Genomic DNA, 20,000 nt, shown 5'->3' on the forward strand with positions numbered 1-20,000 from the left:
GCGCTGCTGACCCGCAGCAGGTCGACGGCGCGGTCTGCGACCAGGCGCGGACGCCGGTACGCGGCCCGGGGCCAAGGCCTGCGGCCGTCCGGGGAGCTGCGTCCATGTCCCTCACCTGTCGCCCGACGGTCGGACGGCGGCCCTCCGAAGTCCCCGGGGCCGTACGGCCCGGGCGGGTGCGAGGCACCCGTGCGCGGCCGTTCCGAGCCGTGAGAGCCGCGAACGAAAGGGGAGTCCGATCAGCTCGCGGCGCCCGGCGCGTGCGAGCTCAAGGCACCGGAAGGTCCTTGCGGCGGAGCTGCCAGGGCCTCTCGGCAACGCCGCGACCGTGCGTGCCGGGCGTCGCGAGCCGGGCGCCCGTCTTGTTCGCAGCTCCGAGTCGAGTCAGTCGTCCGTGCGGAAGTCGGCGCCGGTCCGTCCGTCGGACGGGGCAGGCGCACCGGCCGGCCAGACAGCCGGGCGGGCCGGTCCGGCGGGCCGGCCGGCGCCGCGGTCTCAGGGCCGGCCGGCCCGCCTGGCGCGGTCCGCGTGGGCGGCCCAGTCGAGGATCGGGACGGCCGCGCCGGCCGCCTCCCGGCCCCGGCAGCGGGCCTGGTGGCGGCGGGCGGTCCCGGCCAGGTCGAGGTGGGTGCCGAAGGCCGGGTGCGCGGTGAGACGCCTGGCGTGGCCCCACAGGGCGGGGTGGTCCGCGACGCGGTGCACGGCACGGGCGTCGAGGTGGTGGCGGTGCACGGTGTCGAGCTGGACGAGGGTGACCCACAGCGTCACGTCGGCGGCGGTGAGCCGGGGACCCGCGACGTGGTCGTGGTCCCTCAGCCGGTGCTCCAGTTCGTCCAGGGCACGGAACAGGACGTCGAGCGCCCCGGCGCGTTCCGCGGGGTCGCCGTCCGCCCGCCCGGCGCGCTGGGCGGCCTCCTCGACACCCCGCGCGCACAACCGCTCGACGGCCTCGACGTCGTTCCACGGGTCGGCGTCGGCGTCGGCGGAGCCGCAGGGGTACAGGGCAGCCCTGCCGTCGCCGAAGTGACGGTCCAGGTCGCGCGTGATGTCGGGGGCGTGGGTGCTGACGATCCGGCCCGACCAGCCGTCGCTGAGGACCGGCGCGAGGGCCGGTCCCGGGTGGCGGTGGGCACTCGCGTCGTAGAGCGGGCGCAGGGCCGAGTGCCCGCCGTCCGGACCGTCCGGCACGGCCGGCAGGAACGTCACCGGACAGCTGTCCCCGATGCCGAGCAGGCTGTGCGTGACGGCGATGGCCAGTCCCTGCGGGCAGGCCGTGGACAGGTGGAGGCGGTAGCGGCCGGGCACGGCGTAGTGGCCGCTGCGCGCGTCCCGGCCGATGCGCCCCCGGAAGGCCGGTGCGGGGCGGGTGGCGGGACGGGCGGCCTGCGGTGTGACGGACATGGGTCTCCCCGGGTACGGGCACGCGCGGGGGCACGCGCCGCGGAAGCGGTGTCAAGCGTGGAACCGGGCCCCGGGCCTGCGGACCTGGGGCGCCCGGCTCAGCGGAGGGCGCGGAGGGCGCCGAGCGGGGTGGGGGCGGCGAGTGCGCCCTGGGCGGCGGCGGGTGCGCCGAGCGCGCTGCAGACGCGCAGCAGGTCGATGTGGCGGCGCGAGGTCAGCAGGGGCGAGGCGAGCGGCGGCCCGGCGAGCGGGGAACGCCGGCTGCCCGGAGGCGCGCCGGGCGGGGAAGGCGCGCCGCGCGGGGGCAGGTCACGCGGGGGCGCGCCGGGCGCGGGCGACGGCCGGGACGTACGGCTCGCACGGCCGGTCACCGGCTCAAGGCGCCTCATGATTCCCTACCCGTTCACTAGGATTCCTCTCTGGAGTGTCGGGCCGCCCGGAGCCGCAGTCAAGGGGGCGTCCACCGGGCGGCGGGTGCGCGCCGGTTCCCGGCCCGGCCCAGGGGAGCACCGCACCGAACGGCCCCGGCCCGAGCGGCTGTTCCGGAGGCCGGACCGCTCCGCAGGGGCGGCGCAGGAGTCCGTGGCCCGCTCGGCTACTGTCGGCGCCGCCCCCGTTCACTCCGCGATCCGGCCGGCCGAGCCGCGGCCGGTTCGTCCCACAGAAGACGCGAGACGCCCACGCATGCACACGCCATCATCGTCACCGGAAGCGGCACGGGCCGGCGGGACGCCCGTCCGGATCGGCGCGCTCGTGCCGCTCACCCGCCCCGGCTGGACCGAGGCGGGCCGGCACCTGCTCGCCGGCCTGGAACTGGCCGTTCGGGACGTCAACGACGCGGGCGGGATCGCCGGAAGGCCGATCGAACTGCTGGTCAGGGACACCGCCGCCGATCCGGGCAGGGCCGCGGAAGCCGTGGACGAGCTGGCCCGCCTGGGCGTGGCCGCCCTGGCGGGCGAGTACCACAGCGTCGTCGCCCGTGCCGCCGCCGCCAGGGCCGACGCCCTGCGCGTGCCGTTCCTGTGCTCGTCGGCCGTTTTCGACGCACTCACCGAACAGCCCACGGACTGGGTCGCGCGGCTGCCCCCGGCGCAGTCCCACGGCTGGCGGATCTACGCGGACTTCCTCCTCGGCGCGGGCCACAGCCGTATCGCCGTGGCGGCCGAGCCGAGCGTCTACTGGGCGTCCGGCACCCGCATCCTGCGGGACCGTCTCACCCCGCGCGCCGGCTCGGTCGTCGAACTCGACGTGCGCGCGCTCACCCCGGCGGCGCTGTGCGACGAACTCGCCGGCAGCGGCGCGACGGCCCTGCTCCTGCTGGCCGGTCACCCGGAACCGGCGGTGCCGGTCGTCCGGGCCGTACGCCGTGACCCGCGCCTGGCCGGTGTCCTGATCGGGGCTCCGGCCGGGCAGCCCGAGTTCACCGGATGGGCGGCCTCGCTGGGTGAGGACGGCGCCGCGGTCCCGTTCCTGCGCTACCTGCCCGAGCGCTTCGGTCCCCTCGGCGCACGCGTCGGGACGGCTCTGCGCGAGGAGTCGGGCGCCGCCCCGTCGTTCGTCGCCTTCGAGGGCTACGACACGATCGCCGTCCTCGCCGACGTGCTGCGCTCCCACGGCACGGACGACCGGGCGCGCACCGCCGCGGCCTGGCCGCACGTCGCGGTCGAGGGCACCCGCGGGCCGATCCGGTTCTCCCGCGCACCGGGCATCAGCGTGTGGCAGTGGGAGTGGGCACCGGTCCAGGTCGTCGACCGGGACCCGGCGCAACCGGACCGCTTCCGGATCCTCCACACCGGCTGAGCCGGTGCCGGCGCGGAGCGAGCCTCGGCGACGGTCGGGGGCGGTTGCGGACTTCTCCGCAACCGCCCCCGGGCGCGGGCCGCTGGCCCGTGCCGTGAGCCGGGGGCACGCAGGCAGTGCGGCACCGTGCCCCCGGCCGCCCCGCTCCCTGCCCTCGGACGTCGCTACCGCAGGACGGTGATCCGGTCGGCGGCCGGCGGCTCGATGGGCGCCGCCGCCGAGGAGTTGGCCGTCAGGTAGTCGTTGAACGCCTTCAGGTCGTCCGCGCCGACCAGCGGGTTGTTGCCCTTGCCGAGTTCGGTGAAGCCGTCGCCGCCGCCCGCGAGGAAGGAGTTCATGGCCACCCGGTACGTGGCGGCCGGGTCGATCGGCGTCCCGTTCAGCCGGACGGAGCCGGCGACGACGCGGGCCGCGCCCGACCGGGTGAGGTCCAGGGTGTAGGTCAGTCCCCGCGAGACCTGAAGGATCTTCGGTGAGGCCTCGTTCGGGCCGCTGACCTGCTGCTGCAGAGCGGTGACCAGCTGAGCGCCCGTGAGGTCGACCAGGTTGACCGTGTTGCTGAACGGCTGGACCGTGAAGGCCTCGCCGTACGTCACGACGCCGTCGCCCTCGCTTCCGCTGGCCTTGTAGACCAGGTCGGAGCGGATGCCGCCGGGGTTCATCAGCGCCAACGCGGCCTTGGGGTCGAGCGACTTGGCGTGCGCGAGCTGGGCGTCCGCGATCAGGTCGCCGAGCGGGGATTCGGGAGTGGTCGCCCCGCGTCCGTCGATGTCGCCGGAGATGTAGCCGACGGGCCGGTCGGCCACCGGCGCGGCCAGCGCGTTCCAGCGCGAGATGAGTGCCGTCATGTCGGCGGCCTTCGGCTGGGTACGGCTCACCACGTGGTTCGCGGACTTCACGCTGGTACGGACGATGTCCTGCGTGCGGCGGTCGTAGGTCAGCGTGGTGTCGGTGTACAGCTTGCCGTACGAGGACGCCGAGGTGACCATGCGCGGCCGGCCCGACGGGTCGGGGATCGTGCACACGTACGCCTGGTGCGTGTGACCGGTGACCAGGGCGTCGACCTTGGGCGTGATGTTCTCGGCGATGTCGACGATCGGTCCGGAGATGCCGTCGCCGGCGCCCGGGGAGTCGCAGTCGTAGTCGTACGAGGCGGAGGCGGGCCGGCCGCCCTCGTGGATGAGCGCGACGATTGACTTGACGCCCTGTCTGTCGAGGATGTCGGCGTACTTGTTGACGGTTGCGACCTCGTCGTGGAACTTCAGTCCCTTGACGCCCTCGGCGGTGACGATGTCCGGCGTGCCCTCCAGCGTCACGCCGATGAAGCCGATCTTGACGCCGTTGTGCTTCCACACCCAGTAGGGCTTGAGGATCGGCTTGCCGGTCTTCTCGTCCGTCACGTTGGCGGCGAGATACGGGTAGTCGGCGCCCCCGAAGGTCCGGCCGGGCTCGTAGCAGCCGTCCTTGGGGTGGCAGCCGCCGTTCTGCATGCGGGCGAGTTCGGTCGCGCCCTCGTCGAACTCGTGGTTGCCGACGCTCGTCACGTCCAGGCCGAGCTTGTTCATCGCCTCGACGGTCGGCTCGTCGTGGAACAGACCCGACAGGAGCGGGCTCGCACCGATCAGGTCACCGGCCGCGGCCGTGACGCTGTACGGGTGGCCCTTGCGCGCCGTACGCAGCGAGGACGCCAGGTACTCGACGCCGCCCGCGTCGATCTTCTTCGTCGTCCCGTCCGGCTCGGTCTCGGTGACCTGCCCGGAGGAACCGGCGGGCGGCTCCAGGTTCCCGTGGAAGTCGTTGAACGACAGCAACTGGACGTCGACCGCAGGCCCGCCGTGCCCGTGGCGGTGGGCTGCCGGCGCGCCGTTCGCGGGCGCGGCCGCCGCGCTCAGCGCACCGGCCGTGACCAGAGCCGCCACGGCTCCGAGTATCCGGTGGGCGCGGCGTCTTGGCCGGATCGGGTGGGTCATGGGCTCCCCTGTGTGAGTACGAGGCTGTTCAGGCTGTGCGGAGCCTATGTTCAACGCGCGTAGCGCAACAGGGGGTCACTGATCACGAACAGGTTGCACCGGGCTTCCCGCTCAGGACACGCCACTCCCCGGGGGCCGGCGAGCGGCGCCGTCACCGCCCCGGCGCGCAGTTCCACGGCCGGCGGGGCGGTCGGCCGGACTGCCGGCGGGTCTGCGGACCGGCGGCCCGGCGGCGGGCGAGAGGGCTGGTGCGGGGCGCATTGAGACGGCGTACAGAGCGTCTTCAGAGCGGGCGGAAACAATGGTCCGACACGAACGCTGCTCGGCCGTCGGGAGAGTTATGTCCGCCGTACTTGTGCACCCGCAGGCGTCCGACACCCTGTCCGCCACCGGGTTGAGGGCGATGCTCCGGGAGCTGGAACCCGGGTCGGTGTCCCTGGTCGGCTCGGCGGCCGACGCGGACGTCGTCGTGTACGCCTCGCACGCGGTGACCGGCACGGAGCTGAGCCGGCTGCGTGAGCAGGCGGAGCGGTGCCGCGCGAAGCACGTCCTGGTGGTCGGGGAGATACCGGCCATCTGCCTGCACAACCTGGTCACCTGCCGCATCCACGGGGTACTGAGCCGGGCGGAGACCGACGGCCCGCTCATCGACCGCGCCGTGCACTGCGCGCACAACGGCGAGGGGATCTTCCCGCCGTCGCTCCAGGGGTCCCTGGTGGTTCAGCTCGGCCAGCTCCAGGAGAAGGTGCTGGAACCGGCGGGCCAGACCCTCATGGGGCTGAACCCGCGCGACATCGAAGTGCTGCGGCTGGTCTCGGAGGGGCTCTGTACGAGCGAGATCGCCGTCAAGCTCGCTTATTCGGAGCGCACCGTGAAGAACTCGGTGCGCTCCGTCATTTCACATCTGGGGGCCCGCAACCGCGCGCAGGCGGTGGCCCGGGCGCTCCGGGAGGGGCTGATCTGACCCCGCCCCGCGTGCCTGCCCGGGCCTTCCCGCCCGTGGGCCTCCCTGCCGGCCGTCCCGCCCGGCGGCCCTCCCTGCCCGGTGGGCCCCGGTCGGGAGCCGCGTCGGCGGGCCTCGGCGAGGAGCCCTCAGCAGTCGCTCAGCAGGCGGCTGCATTCGGCGCCCCCGGGGGCGCCGAGCCCCTCGAAGACCTCCTGGGCGGACCGCCACGCCTCGCGGGCGCCCGCCCGGTCGTCGGTGGCCGCGCGCAGCCTGCCGATCCAGACCAGCGCCTGCGCGTGCCGGTAACCGTCGCCCAGGCTCTGGTACAGGGCGTCGGCCCGGTGCAGGTAGCGCTCGGCGTCCCGGACGCTGCCCCGGGTCAGGTACACCTGGCCGAGGTGCATCATGGCGTCCGCCTCGCCGCGCGGGTAGCCGGACTTGTGCCAGTGGCCCATCGCGCGTTGCAGCGCGTCGGTCGCACGGCCCGGGCTCCCGGCCGCCATCAGGGCGCGGCCCAGCGCGCTGAGGGCCCAGGCGGTGCCCCAGTGGTCGTCGGCCCGCTGATAGGCGCGGCGGGCCGTCTCGTAGGCGTGCGCGGCCTGGGCCGGGCGTCCGGTCCGCAGGTACAGGTCGCCGAGCGGCACGAGGACGGTGCCCAGTTGCCAGTCCTCGCCCGTCCGCTGGAACTCCGCCGCCGCGCGGACCAGTTGTTTGCGCGCGCGGCGGTAGTGGCGCAGGTACAGGTGGGCGAGGCCGGAGGCGGCCCGGATCTGTGCCTGCCCCTCGCGGGACTGCGCCCGGCGCGCCGCCGAGGCGCCCACCCGGAGCGAACGCAGCCACAGGGACCAGTTCTTGTGCAGGTAGAACCAGGAGGTCAGGGCCACCGGGATGCGCCAGGCCAGGTCGTACTGGCCGCAGTTCAGCGCCAGTTCGCTGATGGCCACCAGGCTGTGCTGGTGGGCGGTGAGCCAGCGCACGGCGCCGCGCCGGTCGGTGGGGCCGCCGGCGGACCAGGGGGTGGGCTGCGCGGGCAGGAGGTCCCGCACCGGGCGCGGCGCGATCAGCGCGCTCGCCTCGCCTACCGCGTGCAGTGTCCAGCGCAGCAGGCGCAGGCGGGCCCCGGCGAGTTCCTCCTCGGTGAGCAGCGCCTCGGCCTCCTCGCGGGCGAACTCCCCCAGCAGGTCGTGGAACCGGTAACGGTCCGGGCCGGCCTCGGTGAGCAGGGTGTTCGCGGTCAGCTCGGCGAGGATCGCGGCCGACTCGCGGGCGGAACGGTTCAGCAGGGCGCCGGCCGCCCGGAGGTCGATGTGTGTGCCGGGGAACAGGCCCAGCAGGCGGAAGGCTTCCCGCGCCCGCGGCGACAGCTCCTCGACGGAGGCGCGGAAGACGGTGCGCAGGTCGACGCCGGTGTCCGGCACGCCGGAGGAGAGCACGTCGAGCCGGTTGCCGCCGGCCCGCACCCGCTCCAGCAGTTCGCTCAGCGGCATCCCGGGGCTGCTGACCACGCGGTTGCCGATGACGGCGACCGCGAGCGGCAACCCGGCACAGTACCGCACGAGTTCGTCCGCCGCGGTGGGTTCCGGGCGCGTGCGGCCGACGCCCGCGCAGGCGTCCAGAAGCTCGCGGGCCCCTTCGTGGCTCATCGGTCCGAGGAAGAGGGCGTGTGCGCCGTTGCGCACCACCAGGGTGTCGAGGCGGCGGCGGCTGGTGACGAGTGTGGCGCAGCCCGCCCCGGTCGGCAGCAGCGGCAGCACCTGCTCGGTGGAGTGCGCGTCGTCCAGCAGCACGAGGAGCCTGCGGTCCTTGGTCAGGGACCGGAACAGAGCGGACCGGGCGGTGCCGGTGAGCGGTATCCGGTCCGGGGCGACGCCGAGCGCCACGAGGAAGTCGTAGAGCGCCTCGCCCGCACTGAGCGGCGGCGCACCGGGGTGGAAGCCCCGCAGTTCGACGTGGAGACAGCCGTCGGGGAACTTCTCGAGGTTCCGGTGCGCCCATTCCATCGCCAGCGTCGTCTTGCCCGTACCGGCGCTGCCCGTCACGAGACACAGCCGCGGCCCCTCCCCGGCCGCCGTCAACACCTCCCCGAGCCGCGCCAGTTCTCTGTGCCGTCCGACGAACCGCCCCGCTCGCGGCGGCAGCTGGCGCATGTCGGCCCCGTGGCCGGAGCCGGCCGCCGGTGCGTGCGCGGGGGCTCCGGGGGGCGGGGCGGCGGGTGTGGCGGAGCGGTGAGGTGCGGCGCGTTCACCGGGTGCGGCCGGCACCGCCGCCGGTGCCGTGGACACGCCGGGCGCCACCGGTCCGGCCGGTCCGCCGAAGGCCGCGGGCGCGGCAGGTGCGCCGGGCGCCCTGGCGCCGCCCGGCCCGGGCACCCGTAACGCGCTGCCCTCGCGCAGCTGCCGGTACAGCTCGCGCAGCCGGGCCCCGGGCCGCACCGCCAGCTCCGCGCGCAGCCGGCGGTCGAGGCGTTCGTAGAGGCGCATGGCCTCGTCGCGCTGGCCGCCGCGTTCGAGTGCGGTCATCATCAGGGCGTGCGCGGACTCGCGCAACGGGTGGTCGCGTATGACCTGCGTCAGCTCCTGGACAACGATGTCGGTGCGATCCAGGCCCGTCATCAGCCGCGCGTAGTCCTCGACGGCCGACAGCCGCAGCGCGGTCAGCCGTTCCCGCTCCGCCTGCGCGAACGGCCCCGGCACACCCTGGAGCGGGGTGCCGCGCCACAGGTCGAGCGCCGCGCGGAACTGCCTGGCGGCGGCGTCGGGATCGCGGTCGCGGAGGGACCTGGCCAGCGCGCACAGGTCGAGGAACCCGGTGCTGTCCAGGTGCGCGGGCGGCAGCCGCAGGCAGTAGCCCCCGGCGACCGTGGCCAGCACGCCGTCGGTGGCACGCTGCTTGTGCCCGGGGTCCAACTGCTTGCGGAGGGCCGCGATGTACGTGTGCAGGTTGCCGCTCGCGTTGCCGGGCAGCTCCTCGCCCCACACCGCGTCCATCAGCTGTTCCTTGGAGACCACGCTGCCGCAGGGGCTGGCGAGGCGGACGAGCACCGCCTGCCGCAAGGGCGGCCCGGAGCTGTGCCGGACCCCGTCGACCTCGACGGTGAGGGAGCCCAGGACGCCGATCCGTACCCCTGCCGCCGGCGCATGTGCCGTGGCGGCCGCGATCCCGCTCGCGCCGGTCGCCGCCTGAGCATCCCTGAGCTGGTAGGCCACGCGCATCCCCCATCGTCGCGTACGAACGGACGATGGCGCCGCAACCAGGCGTCCGCTCTTACCGTGAGCAGGCCCGCGCCGGTCACGCGCGAGCCTCACGCCCTGGCGATGCCGGTCGTGCACCTGCCAGGAAGAGGTGCTACCACTGTTAGCAGGAACTACCCTACCAGGCCGGTCACTTGATCCCCCTGTTCCGCGCGATCCGGGTGGTGCGTGCACTCCGTACGATGCGGCAGCCGCCTCCTTCCGGGTGATCCGCTCGGTCCCGCTCACGTGATGCGCCGGGCCCCGCTCAGGCGATCGGTTCCGTCCCCTTCACCGCCGACAGGATGTGCGGCCAGGCGGCCGTGCCGAGCGCCGCGTCGGACACGGGGTCCCCGCCCAGCGCGTAGAGCGGATCCCCCGCCAGGGCCGGCTCGCCCGGCAGCAGCGGATGGTGGCCGGCCCGGGGGGCACCGACCACCGTGGCCTCACGTCCGTGCGCGCGCAGCCTGCGCTGAAGCTCCCCCGCGTACGTCAGCGACGGCCACATCGCGTCCGCCCCGCCCGCCACCAGCACCACCCGCGCCGCCGTCCGCTCCACCGGGATCGCCGCGGCGGCCGCCCGCTCCGCGAACGTCCGCGTGCTGTGCTCGTACAGCGCCCGGAAGGCCGCGGGTCCCGGCCCGCCCGGCTGCGGCAGATACGCCGTGTCGTAGGGGGTGAACGCCAGCGGCGTACCGCCGTGACGCCAGGAGGAGCGGAAGGGGTACGCGCGGCCGTCCGTGCCGGGGCCGAGGTTCGCCCACACCACCGAGGTCGGCGAGAGCGCCACCACCGCCGCCACCCGCGGATCGTGCACCGCGAGCAGCAGCGCCGCCTCCGCGCCCTTCGACTCGCCCAGCACGCTCACCCGCCGCGCGCCGCGCCCGGCCAGCAGGTCCACGGCGGCGGTGAAGGTCTCCAGGTCGACCTCGCAGATGCCCGGCGGCTGGCCGGGCCCGCCGAACCAGCGGACGGACAGCGCCGCCAGCCCCTCGGCGGCCAGCAGCCGGCACCGCTCCTCGGCGATCTCGCCGCCCGAGCCGCCGAGCACCAGGACGGCCCTGTCCCAGCCGCCCTCCGGCTCGACGAGCACGCCCTCCCACGGCTCGGTGACGGGCAGGGTGGTGAGGCTTCCCGGCGCCGCGCCCCGGGCCCGCTCCTCCGCTCCCGCTCCCCCGGACATCAGGCGAGCTTCGGCATGACCTGCGAGGCGAACATCCGGAGGCTGGGCTCCATCGTCGCCAGCGTCTGGCCGCCGAAGTCCACCTGCCACAGCATTGTGTCGGCGTGCAGCTGGGACGAGAGGTGCTGCGCCCGTTCCAGCACCTGTTCCGGGGAGCCGACGACCGCCGTGCCCACGCTGCGGAAGTCGTCGATGCGCATGGTGCGCAGCACCTGGCCCATCGCCTCGTACGTCGGGTAGTCCTTGGACGTGGTGCCGCTCCAGTCCTCCGCGGACTCCGCCCACACCGTGAGGTACTCGCGCAGCAGCGGATCGGCCACGCGGTAGGCCTCCTCGTCGGTCTCGGCGACGAACAGCGGGACGCTGACGGCGACCCGCGGCCGGGCGTCCGGTCCGTGCGTCGAGCGGAAGGTCTCCAGGTAGACCTCGACCATCTCCCGGGTGCCGGCCAGGGCTTCCTTGTGCGGCGGCGGCGTCACGAGCAGTCCGAAGCCCTGCTCGCCGATCCAGGCGAAGCTCTGCCGCGAGCGCACCGCGGCCACCCACACCGGAGGGTGCGGGCGCTGCTCGGGGCGCGGCAGGCTGGTGGCGCGGCGGAAGGCGAAGTACGGGTTCTCCTCGTCCACCGACTCCTCGGTCCACAGCCTGCGTACGGCGGTGACCGTCGCCTGGAAGCGGGCCCGCGACTCGTCCATCGGGATGCCGAACGCCTCGAACTCGTAGGGCAGCCAGGCACGGGCGTAGCCGACGTCGAGGCGGCCCCCGCTGATGGCGTCGACCATGGCGGTCTGGGCGGCGATCTGGACCGGGTGGTGGAAGGACGCCTGGATCGCGCCGGTCATCAGCCGGATGGTGCTGGTGCGCGCGGCGACGGCGGACAGGAAGCCGAGCGGGTCGGGGCAGTAGCCGCCGTAGTCGCGCAGGTAGTGCTCGGTCATCTTCACGTAGTGCAGGCCCTCGTCCTCGGCGATGCGCGAGAGCGTCAGCACGTCCCGGAAGTAGTCGCGCGCCGAGCGGACCGCGGGTCGGCAGTCGGGCAGCAACGAGATGCCGTGCTTCATGGTCAGCCTCCGATGGTAGTGACGCCGGCCGTTCGTCCGGTCGACGAGGGTTCCCGCCGCGAACGGGCCAGGAGCAGGAAGGTCCACCGCGCGCCCGCCAGCGGCAGGACGAGCGCGACGGCCTGGAACAGGGCCGTGTCGACCGCGGTGGTGAGGAGTGTCGCGGCGGGGGCGACGCGCGGGGAGCGCCGCGCGTGCGGGCCGCGGCAGCCCAGTGCCGCCAGCAGCAGGGCGCAGCCCCAGCCGGCCACCGGGCCCGCCCGGTCCAGGGCGGTGGCCACCGCGACCCCGAACACGGCGGCCTGCTCGGCCCAGGCCGCGAGCAGGCCGAGCGCGAGCGGTACGAGAGGCGGCCAGGCTCCGGCGCCGGGGAGCGCGGACGCGTGCCGCATCCAGGCGCTGCGTTGCAGGGCGGCCCACTGTGAGACGGAGGGCTGTGCGCCGGTGTCCCGCCGGACGGCGGCGAGTTCGCCGAGCGTGCCGCACAGCAGGGCGGCGCAGGCCAACTCCCCGGCACCGACGAGCAGCCCGGCGGGCAGCAGCTGCCAGGACCGGCCGCAGAGGCGGAACGGGTCGCCGGCGTCCCGCGGCGAGGTGAGCGCCCACCACGCGCCGGTCAGCGCGAGCGCCGCCAGCGGCGGAGCGAACCGCGCGGCCCACTGCGCGGCCGGCGAGCGTGTGTCCGCGCGGCCCGCCGTACCCGGGCTGCCGGCCGAACCCGAGCGGCCCGCCGCACCTGAGCGGCCGGCCAGGCCCGCGCGGACGGCCGGGACCGCCCAGCAGGCGAGGACCAGCAGCGGCGGTACGGCGCCGGCGGTCACCGTGCGCCCTCCGTCCTCGCCCGCGACACGGCGCGGTGGTGCAGCCAGGCGCGCAGGTTGAACAGCACGTGGCCGAGTACCGGCGCGAGCACGGTGCCGGTCGCGGCCACCGCCACGGTGGCCGCCAGCGACAGGGGGAGCTTCGCCAGCACCTGGTTCCAGCCGAAGAACAGGTGGGCCAGGCCGAAGGCCAGCACGCCCAGGGCCAGTGCCGCCAGGCGCAGCAGCGGGGCGTGGGCGCGCAGCGCCACGTCGTACCAGACGCCGCGGAACACCGTCTCCTCCACCACGGCGGCGGACAGCGTCCACGCCGGGCCGGTCGGCAGCCGCCGGTCCTTCGCGCTGGGCCGCCACGCCCCGTCACGTTCCTGCCGGGACGGCGCGGCGACGGCCTCCCGGCCCGGCACGGCGCCGGGCCCGCGGCCTCCTCGCCCGGGTCCTTCGCGCCCCGTGGCGCGCGACCGTCCCAGCGCCCGCAGCACCGCCCGGTCGCCGGCCGTCGCCACGAGCGCCACCGCGCCGCCCGCGGCGACCGCCGCGGCCACCCGCCACGGCGGCGGCAGGGACGGCGCCGCGCGCCACAGCACGGCGGGTCCCTGGACCAGCAGCCCGCCCGCCGTGACCGCCGCGCCGAGGGCGACGTAGACCGGGAGCATCGGCGTACCCCGGTCGTCCAGGTAGCGGTTGTGCACGGCTCCCGCCAGGTTCAGCGTCGCGAGTGCGCACAGCGCGAGGCCGGTGAGCAGGTAGAGCCGCAGCTCAGGGGTAAGGGTGAGGGGCAGCACCGTGGAAGCCTCCGTAGGCGGCGAACCGGGGGTGGGCGGCCGGTGGCGCGGCCGGCAGCGGCAGCACCAGGGTGCCGGTCGAGAACACCCGCACCACGGTGAATCCCAGCGCGCGGACGTCTGCGGTGGTCAGGTCGGCGAAGTACAGGTCCTTGCCACTGGCGCGGTAGGCGTCGACGAGCGCGGCGATCTGCTCGCGGCGCGGCCGGGTGTCGTCAGCCGGCAGATCGCTCGCGGCGGCCTCCTCGCAGGCGGCGAAGCGGTCCTCGACCTCCTTGGCGCCCCCGGCCGCCGCGTAACTGCCGACGTTGGCCTCCAGGTCGTAGAAGTCCTCCGGGGCCTCCTCCGCCGCACCGGGGCCGTGGTCGATGCGCTTCTCCACCGCGAGCCATCCGGCCAGCCACCGCACGCCGGCCGCCTCCAGCAGCGCCCGGTACATCGTGTCGGCCAGCCTGGTGCCGCTGCCGAGGCCGACCGCGATCTGCGGCACGAGGCCCGGGGGGCGCCGCAGCAGGCAGGCCACCGTGAAGCCGGGCAGGTCGGGGTTGGTCAGCAGGTGGAACTCGGGCGGGAGATCACCGCGCGGGAAGACCTCGCGCACCAGGTCGTCGACGATCCGGGTGCGCCGGTCGCCGCGGATGCGCACGCTGGGCCGGGTGCCGTGCCAGTGACCGATGGCCGAGTCGATCTGCACGGCCTCCGAGAGCGCGGCGGCCAGCGCCGCGTCGGGATCGGTGTGCGCGGCGGCGCCGGTGGTGACGGCGGGCGCCAGCCAGGGTTCGTCGTCGCGCGGCACGTAGCCGAGGAAGTACCACTGGGCGGGGATCAGCCCGCTGAACCGCCCCAGCAGTGAGGGGAGCCGGACCCAGCCCATCTCGGCGTCCGGGTCGAACCGGTCGAAGAGGAAGCCCTTCGCCCGGTGCTGCGCCGGGGTGAAGAGCGTCAACTGCTCCTCGGTCGGGACCCGTTCCCCGGCCGCGGTCAGCTCCCGGTGGCTGGCGTACCGCACGGGGAAGCGGCCCTCCAGGGGGGCGACGTTGCAGGCGTAGCGTTCGAGGGACTCGGCGAGCACCCGGATCCGCGCCTCGAACGGCTCCGTGCCGAAGCCGCCGAGGTGGAAACTGCCGGCCTTCGGCGCGGGCAGGTCCTGGAGCAGGTGTACGCCGGTGAGGTCGGCGCTCGCGATGAGCATGCGCGGGTCGCTGCGGCTGCGGGTGAGGTGGTCGAGCACCGGGACGATGCCGCACAGTCCGCCGTGCACACGGCGGCGGAGCGCCTCGGCGCGCTGCATCTCGTCCTGCCGGACGTTCGGCGCGAGCGGCACGGACGACGGCTCAGACATCGAGCCACGCCCTCGGGTCGTAGTACAGCGGGGAGTCGTCGCGTTCGGCCACCGTGCCGCAGCCGACGCAACCGGGCAGCGGCAGCACCTCGTTGTAGGCGATCTCCATGGTCGGAAGGTGCATGCCCAGCACCTTCTCCACGGTGAACGCGGTGCCGGTGTGCAGGTAGTTGACGGCTTCCAGGGCCAGGTGGGAGGCGAGCAGCGCGGTGACCGGCGCGGCCACCGGCGGGGTGCCCAGGCGTACGGCGCCGCGGGCCAGGGCCTCCTTGTAGCGCACGTAGGACGCCTTCTCGCGCAGGTTCATCACCACGCGGGTCTCGAAGCACTCGTAACAGGCGGAGCGGCCCGGCACCACGGTGGGGCCCGCGAAGACGTACGGTCCGTCGACGGCGCCGTGCAGCCAGGTGATGCCGAGCCGGGCGGCGAGCCGGTTGAACACCTGGAAGCGCTGCGGGTCGATCACGGTGGCGGTCAGCACCGCGTACGCGCCGCGCCAGGGTTCGAACTCGTCGGCGAGCGCGCGCAGTCGCAGCCCGTCGTGGACGACGGCCGGGTCGACGCCGGCGAGCCGGCGCACCAGCGGGTCGTCCGAGCCGGGGCGCACGACGGGGAGTCCGTGCCCGTCCCCGAGCGCGTCGCGCACACGAGCGGTCACTTCCGGATCGCCCAGGAGCAGCACCTGGGTGGCGTGCTCGGCCGGTGTGGTCCGGCCGAGCGAGGACACGTCGTCGAGGTAGGCGTCGAGCGCGCTGCCGGGCCCCTCCCGCAGCACTCCCAGCTCCGCGAGATGGCCGGTCAGGGCCTCGACCTCGGCGGGGGTGACACCGTGGCGCACGGCGAGTTCCGCGGGGGACGCGGTGCCGTCCAGGTCGGTCACGAGGGCGAGCAGTTTCCCGCCGCCGCCCTCGTCCGTGACGGTGCGGGACTCCATGTTCCATATGCCCGTTCGGAACTCCACGATGTCCGGACTGTGCCCGATCACCGTGACCGATTGGCTTACTCGGGGATTCTTTCCCGTCACCGAGAAACCTCCAGCCCGTAAAGGTGAGTTGTTCGTTCGGTCGAATGTCGTGCGGACCGGATGGCGGACCGGATACGAATCACAGGGGAAGGCCGACAAGAATGGTGTGGAGCAGGGTCTCCAGCACTCCGTCGATACCGAGGGCAGCGTTCGCCTCGTCGTCGTAATAGCCGGAGAAGTCGGTGGCGGCCAGGTGCGCTCCGGTCACCGCGAGGTGGATGTTCTGTGACAGGGCGCCGCACTCGTGGAAGACGAAGCGCATGCCGCGCGGCCCGTACTTGCGCATGGACCGCCAGGGGCGGGCGACCAGCAGGAGCACCGCGGCGGCGTCCCGCGGGTGCGGGCCGCCCGGGGCGTCCTGCAGCGCGTCGAGCAGCGCGGACAGGCCCTCCGGTCCGGTGTGCGCGGCGAGCGCGTCGCGCTCCGGCAGGTAGCGGTGGACGCCGGGCGGCACGCCGTCCACCCGGGAGGCGGCCACCCACACCTGGACCGGGCGCAGTCCGCCGGCGCTGGGCACGGCGTGGAAGGCCCCGGTCAGCGGCACGCCGTCGGCGGTGCGGACCTCGGCGTCGGCCGTGCGGCCCGCGCCGTGCCGCAGCAGCGCCGCCAGCTGTCCGGCGGCGAGCGGCCCGGCGGCGAAGTCCCGTTCGCTGCGCCTGCGTTCGACCACCTCGGTCAGCGGCTCCGTGAGCGGCGCCGAGGGCGGCAGGGCGGTCAGCGCCTCGGCCGGCACCTGCTCGGCGCCCTGGTGGGCCCAGCACATCGCCAGCGGGTCGGAGGAGTACGCCGAGATCGACAGCTGTGTCTGGCGGTCCCACCGCCGCAGGCGGGAGGCGACGAGGAACTCCTCGGCGACGCGCGGCAGCCGGGGGTCGTCGGCGTTGTCCGCGCGGAAGGAGTGCGTACGCAGCCCCGTGCCACCGGCCTCGGGGGCGCGTGAGCGGCGCGCGGTGGCCAGCACGGCTGCGCGGGAGAGGGAGGGCGAGGCGGAAACCGGGTCGGTCACGGACACTCTTTCCTCAGCACGGACGATCCTTCTTCGAGAAGGCCTACGAGGTGCGCCGGGCCGTCTCGCGGACCTGCGCCCAGGCCTGCGGTCCGGCCGCGGGCGGACGGACCCGGGCGGGGACCGGGGCACTGGCCGCCGGCCCCCGCCCGGCGATCACGGGGCCGAGACTCAGCCGCGGCGGCGCACGACGGCGCCACAGCAGGAGGAGCAGGCACCCGGCACGACGACCTCGCGGTCGTCGCGCTTCTCGCTGGCGGTGGTGGTCGTGATCTTCATGGGGACCTCCTGTTGGTGAATGCCCGGTAAAGGCTTTCCAAGGAAAGTGCCAAGGGCTTCCCATATGGCCGGCGAAATACATCCGACCTGGTTTCAGCCCTTGCCATGCACGGCCGGGAAAGCCGCGAGGCGCTCCGGCCGCCGTCAGGCAACCACAGTCCGCGGCGGCCGAACAATGGGCCTTGGGTGCATCGGATTCTGCACCGATGAACAGTGTTAGCAGCGGTGGTCGGAAAGATTGAATAGCTGACGGTGCCGGCCCCCGCCGCCCACCGGAAGGAGAAAGATGACGACCAGCGCGCGCACCTCGCACGCGGACGCCCCCGGCGCTTCCCCGGACGTTCCCGAAGCACCCTTCGGCCCCGAATGGGCGGCCGACCCGCACCCTGCGTACGCGCGGCTGCGCGCCGAGGGGCCGGTGCGGCGCGTCCGCGTCCGCGAGGGCCTCGAACCCTGGGTGGTCAGCCGGTACGCGGACGTCAAGGCGATGCTGGGCGACCCTCGTCTGAGCACCGACCCGGCCGTCGCCGCGGATCCCGTACGCGAGGCCATCGGCCGCGGCCGGCCCGAGGAGAAGGTGTCGCTGCTCGGCCGCCACCTGCTGAGCACCGACCCGCCGGAGCACACCTCGATGCGGCGCCTGATGTCCCGGGCGATGACACCGCGGCGCACCGCCGCGCTGGAGGAGCCGGTGCGCCGGCGGGCCGAGGCGCTCCTCGACGCGGCCGCCGGCCGGGACCGCTTCGACCTGCTCGACGAGTACGCCGTGCCGCTCGCCGTCGACGTGGTGTGCCGGCTGCTCGGCGTGCCGGAGGAGATGACGGAGCCGTTCCTCGCCTGCGCGCGGTCGTTCTCCCGCGCCGAACTCGACGAGGGCGACGCCTTCGCCGAGGCCGCCGACGCGCTGGGCGAGCACCTGGTGCCCTGGGTGCTCGGCGCCCGCGAGCGCGGCGGCGACAGCCTGGTGGGGCTGCTGGCGTCGGGCGAGGGCGAGGAGGAACTCGACCCGCACCGGCTCATCGACGTCGTCTACCACTTGTTCTTCTCCGGCTACGAGTCCAGCGCCTACTTCGTGTGCAACACCGCCCTGCTCCTGCTCACCCACCCCGAGCAGCGCCGGCAGGTGCGGGAGAAGCCGGAGCTGATGGAAGCGGTGGTCGAGGAGGCGCTGCGCCTGGAGGGCTCGGTGAAGGTGCCCACGTGGCGGTTCGCCAACCAGGACTTCGACCTGGCGGGCGCCCCGGTGCGGCGCGGGGACGCCGTGCTGGCCCTGCTCAACTCGGCGGGCCGCGACCCCGAGGTGGTGGACGACCCCGACAGCTTCCGGCTCGACCGTCCCTCCTGCCCGCACCTGGCGTTCAGCCACGGCATCCACCACTGCCTGGGCGCCGCCGTCGGCCGGCTGGAGAGCCGCGTGGCCCTGTCCGCCCTCTTCGGGCGCTTCCCCGGCATACGTCTCGCCGTACCGGCCGGGGAACTCTCCTGGCGGGACAACCTGATGATGCGCGGCGTGACCGCACTGCCCGTCGTGCCGGGCCCGGACGGGGGGATCGCGCCGTGACCGCCGCCCCTGCCCTCCGCTCCACCTGGGTCAACCGGGGCCACGAGGCGTTCCCCGCGACCATGACGGACCACGAGCACGCGGCGCTGGGCGAACTGCTCGCGCTGTACAACCCGATCGGCGGCCCGATCACCAAGGTCTTCACCGAACTCGGCGGCCCCGGACCGCTGCACAGCAACGTCGCCACCGCCTCGTTCAGCAGCATCGACCGGCTGCTGCGGCGGCTGACCGGCGTGCCCTCGCTCGACCCCGGCACCCAGGACAGCATCAGCGCGGGCGGCAAGGGCTACTCGCTCTTCGACATGTTCGCCTCCAGCGCCGGCGAGACCGTCGAGCGGGTGATCGGCTCACTGCGCGGCACCGGCGACACGGAGCAGCGCTTCGGCACGTACGACGAGCTGCGCAGGGCGGGCGTGCCGTGCATGGCCCCGGAGCGCATACCGCTGTTCTCCGCCGCCCAGTACGCGCGCCCCGGTTTCCTCTACGAGCCGTTCACGCGCACCACGCCCGTCAGCTGGAGCCGCGGCCGCCGTCTGGTCTCCGGCGACGAGGTGTGGGTGCCGACCCAGCTGGTGGAGCTGGTCCACCTGATGGAGCCCGGCGAGGCGTCCATCGGTTACGCCTCCTCCGGCGGCCTCAGCAGCCACGTCACCCGGGAGGCCGCGATCTACCACGGGGTGCGCGAGCTGGTCGAGCGCGACGCGACCAACCTGCGCTGGTACCTGCGGGTGCCGCCGGACCGGGTCACCGTCACCACCGCGCCGCGCAGCCACCGCCTGCGCACGCTGCTCGCGGAACTGGCGACGCACAACGAGCCGGTGGAGCTGCTCCACCACTCCCTGGACATCCCGGAGATCCCCGTCTTCACCGCGCTGCGCGTGGAGCCCTGGCGGCACCGGTTCGCGTTCTGCGCCGGCGCCGGCGCCGACCTCGACGCGGAGACGGCGCTCGCGGAGGCCATCGGGGAGTTCGGGCAGTCCGAACGCATTCTGCGCTCCTCCTTCCTCGCCCCCGACCGCCCCGTCTCCCAGCTGTTCGCCCGCCAGTTCGGCATGGCCCCCGACGCGCCGCTCACGGACATGCTCACCTACGTGCAGGCCATGGGCTACTACGGCAACCGCGAGCTGCGCGGACTGCTGGCCGCACACCGCCACGGCGGCGAGGAGGTCGCCCTCGCGGACCTCGGCGCGGCGCCGCAGCGCCACGGGGAGGGCCCCGCCGACGCCGCACGGCTCGCCGCGCTGTGCACCGTGCTCGAACGCCACGGCATCGACCCGGTCGTCCTCGACCGCACCCCCGAGGGGCTGTCCCACCTGCGGCTGATGCGGGTGTTCGCGCCCGAGCTGACCCAGCCCTTCCTCCAGTCCCGCCCGATGCTCGGCCATCCCCGCTTCGCCCGGGTGCGCGACCTGCTGGGGGACCGCTCACCGCTGACCGGCGAGCCGCAGGCGTCCCCGCCCCTGCCCTACCCCTGACCCGCGTCGCCCGCGTCGCCCGCGCCGGCGCGCGCGACGGCCCCACGAGCTCCGGCCGGGACCTTCCGGCCGGGGGCGCGTGATCCACGCGCTGTTTCCCTGTCCGACCGTCAGAC

Annotated in this window: 15 protein-coding genes; 4 read left to right on the plus strand and 11 right to left on the minus strand. The window is 74.7% G+C overall.

Features of this window, described 5'->3' with window-relative positions:
• Window positions 1-495 precede the first annotated feature (495 nt).
• Window positions 496-1,401: a glutathione S-transferase C-terminal domain-containing protein gene (locus tag IG64_RS31120; RefSeq protein WP_037862239.1), complete on the minus strand. Its 906-nt coding sequence runs from the start codon at window positions 1,399-1,401 to the stop codon at window positions 496-498.
• Between the two features lie 98 nt (window positions 1,402-1,499).
• A complete protein-coding gene (locus IG64_RS37735) occupies window positions 1,500-1,790 on the minus strand; it encodes a hypothetical protein (RefSeq protein ID WP_078884327.1) in 291 nt (96 codons plus the stop codon).
• Between the two features lie 295 nt (window positions 1,791-2,085).
• On the opposite strand from IG64_RS37735, the gene IG64_RS31130 reads away from it, so the two are divergent.
• The gene (locus tag IG64_RS31130; protein ID WP_037862242.1) at window positions 2,086-3,201 is read left to right on the plus strand and encodes an ABC transporter substrate-binding protein; all 1,116 of its coding nucleotides are present in this window, start codon (window positions 2,086-2,088) and stop codon (window positions 3,199-3,201) included.
• Between the two features lie 164 nt (window positions 3,202-3,365).
• Here the strand turns inward: IG64_RS31130 and IG64_RS31135 are convergent, their stop codons facing one another.
• Window positions 3,366-5,171: a bifunctional metallophosphatase/5'-nucleotidase gene (locus IG64_RS31135; RefSeq protein ID WP_051813532.1), complete on the minus strand. Its 1,806-nt coding sequence runs from the start codon at window positions 5,169-5,171 to the stop codon at window positions 3,366-3,368.
• A 340-nt stretch (window positions 5,172-5,511) separates the two neighbouring features.
• On the opposite strand from IG64_RS31135, the gene IG64_RS31140 reads away from it, so the two are divergent.
• Complete coding sequence (locus IG64_RS31140) at window positions 5,512-6,135, plus strand: helix-turn-helix transcriptional regulator (protein WP_037862243.1); 624 nt, start codon at window positions 5,512-5,514, stop codon at window positions 6,133-6,135.
• A 128-nt stretch (window positions 6,136-6,263) separates the two neighbouring features.
• Here the strand turns inward: IG64_RS31140 and IG64_RS31145 are convergent, their stop codons facing one another.
• The 8 genes from IG64_RS31145 to IG64_RS31180 form a co-directional block, all read right to left on the minus strand.
• On the minus strand, window positions 6,264-9,323 hold the full coding sequence (locus IG64_RS31145) for an AfsR/SARP family transcriptional regulator (RefSeq protein ID WP_158771683.1): 3,060 nt from the start codon (window positions 9,321-9,323) through the stop codon (window positions 6,264-6,266).
• A 292-nt stretch (window positions 9,324-9,615) separates the two neighbouring features.
• On the minus strand, window positions 9,616-10,530 hold the full coding sequence (locus IG64_RS31150) for an acyl-CoA thioester hydrolase/BAAT C-terminal domain-containing protein (RefSeq protein ID WP_078884329.1): 915 nt from the start codon (window positions 10,528-10,530) through the stop codon (window positions 9,616-9,618).
• Window positions 10,530-11,591, minus strand: coding sequence for an LLM class flavin-dependent oxidoreductase (locus IG64_RS31155; RefSeq protein ID WP_037862247.1), 1,062 nt, complete (start codon window positions 11,589-11,591; stop codon window positions 10,530-10,532). Before IG64_RS31155 ends, IG64_RS31150 begins: the two co-directional genes overlap by 1 nt.
• Window positions 11,592-11,593: 2 nt before the next feature.
• Window positions 11,594-12,412: a hypothetical protein gene (locus IG64_RS31160; protein ID WP_037862249.1), complete on the minus strand. Its 819-nt coding sequence runs from the start codon at window positions 12,410-12,412 to the stop codon at window positions 11,594-11,596.
• Window positions 12,409-13,197, minus strand: a complete 789-nt coding sequence (locus IG64_RS31165; RefSeq protein ID WP_037862251.1) for a type II CAAX prenyl endopeptidase Rce1 family protein — start codon at window positions 13,195-13,197, stop codon at window positions 12,409-12,411. Before IG64_RS31165 ends, IG64_RS31160 begins: the two co-directional genes overlap by 4 nt.
• A complete protein-coding gene (locus IG64_RS31170) occupies window positions 13,172-14,539 on the minus strand; it encodes a YcaO-like family protein (protein WP_063758854.1) in 1,368 nt (455 codons plus the stop codon). Before IG64_RS31170 ends, IG64_RS31165 begins: the two co-directional genes overlap by 26 nt.
• Window positions 14,532-15,500 (minus strand): TOMM precursor leader peptide-binding protein, encoded by a 969-nt coding sequence (locus IG64_RS31175; RefSeq protein WP_158771685.1) that lies wholly within the window; start codon window positions 15,498-15,500, stop codon window positions 14,532-14,534. Before IG64_RS31175 ends, IG64_RS31170 begins: the two co-directional genes overlap by 8 nt.
• A 142-nt stretch (window positions 15,501-15,642) precedes the next feature.
• Window positions 15,643-16,569: a SagB/ThcOx family dehydrogenase gene (locus tag IG64_RS31180; RefSeq protein ID WP_158771687.1), complete on the minus strand. Its 927-nt coding sequence runs from the start codon at window positions 16,567-16,569 to the stop codon at window positions 15,643-15,645.
• A 565-nt stretch (window positions 16,570-17,134) separates the two neighbouring features.
• Here IG64_RS31180 and IG64_RS31185 point away from each other — a divergent pair.
• Together IG64_RS31185 and IG64_RS31190 are read left to right on the plus strand one after the other, a co-directional pair.
• Window positions 17,135-18,409: a cytochrome P450 family protein gene (locus IG64_RS31185; protein ID WP_037862254.1), complete on the plus strand. Its 1,275-nt coding sequence runs from the start codon at window positions 17,135-17,137 to the stop codon at window positions 18,407-18,409.
• Window positions 18,406-19,884: a YcaO-like family protein gene (locus IG64_RS31190; protein ID WP_037862255.1), complete on the plus strand. Its 1,479-nt coding sequence runs from the start codon at window positions 18,406-18,408 to the stop codon at window positions 19,882-19,884. The genes IG64_RS31185 and IG64_RS31190 overlap by 4 nt, the downstream gene beginning before the upstream one ends.
• The last annotated feature ends 116 nt before the right edge of the window (window positions 19,885-20,000 follow it).

This window comes from Streptomyces sp. NRRL S-340, from assembly GCF_000720185.1.
GTDB lineage: Bacteria > Actinomycetota > Actinomycetes > Streptomycetales > Streptomycetaceae > Streptomyces.

Coding starts and splice junctions, on each gene's coding strand:
- IG64_RS31120 (WP_037862239.1), bottom strand. CDS start 1,401: ATGTCCGTCACACCGCAGGCCGCCCGTCCCGCCACCCGCCCCGCACCG.
- IG64_RS37735 (WP_078884327.1), bottom strand. CDS start 1,790: ATGAGGCGCCTTGAGCCGGTGACCGGCCGTGCGAGCCGTACGTCCCGG.
- IG64_RS31130 (WP_037862242.1), top strand. CDS start 2,086: ATGCACACGCCATCATCGTCACCGGAAGCGGCACGGGCCGGCGGGACG.
- IG64_RS31135 (WP_051813532.1), bottom strand. CDS start 5,171: ATGACCCACCCGATCCGGCCAAGACGCCGCGCCCACCGGATACTCGGA.
- IG64_RS31140 (WP_037862243.1), top strand. CDS start 5,512: ATGTCCGCCGTACTTGTGCACCCGCAGGCGTCCGACACCCTGTCCGCC.
- IG64_RS31150 (WP_078884329.1), bottom strand. CDS start 10,530: ATGTCCGGGGGAGCGGGAGCGGAGGAGCGGGCCCGGGGCGCGGCGCCG.
- IG64_RS31155 (WP_037862247.1), bottom strand. CDS start 11,591: ATGAAGCACGGCATCTCGTTGCTGCCCGACTGCCGACCCGCGGTCCGC.
- IG64_RS31170 (WP_063758854.1), bottom strand. CDS start 14,539: ATGTCTGAGCCGTCGTCCGTGCCGCTCGCGCCGAACGTCCGGCAGGAC.
- IG64_RS31185 (WP_037862254.1), top strand. CDS start 17,135: ATGACGACCAGCGCGCGCACCTCGCACGCGGACGCCCCCGGCGCTTCC.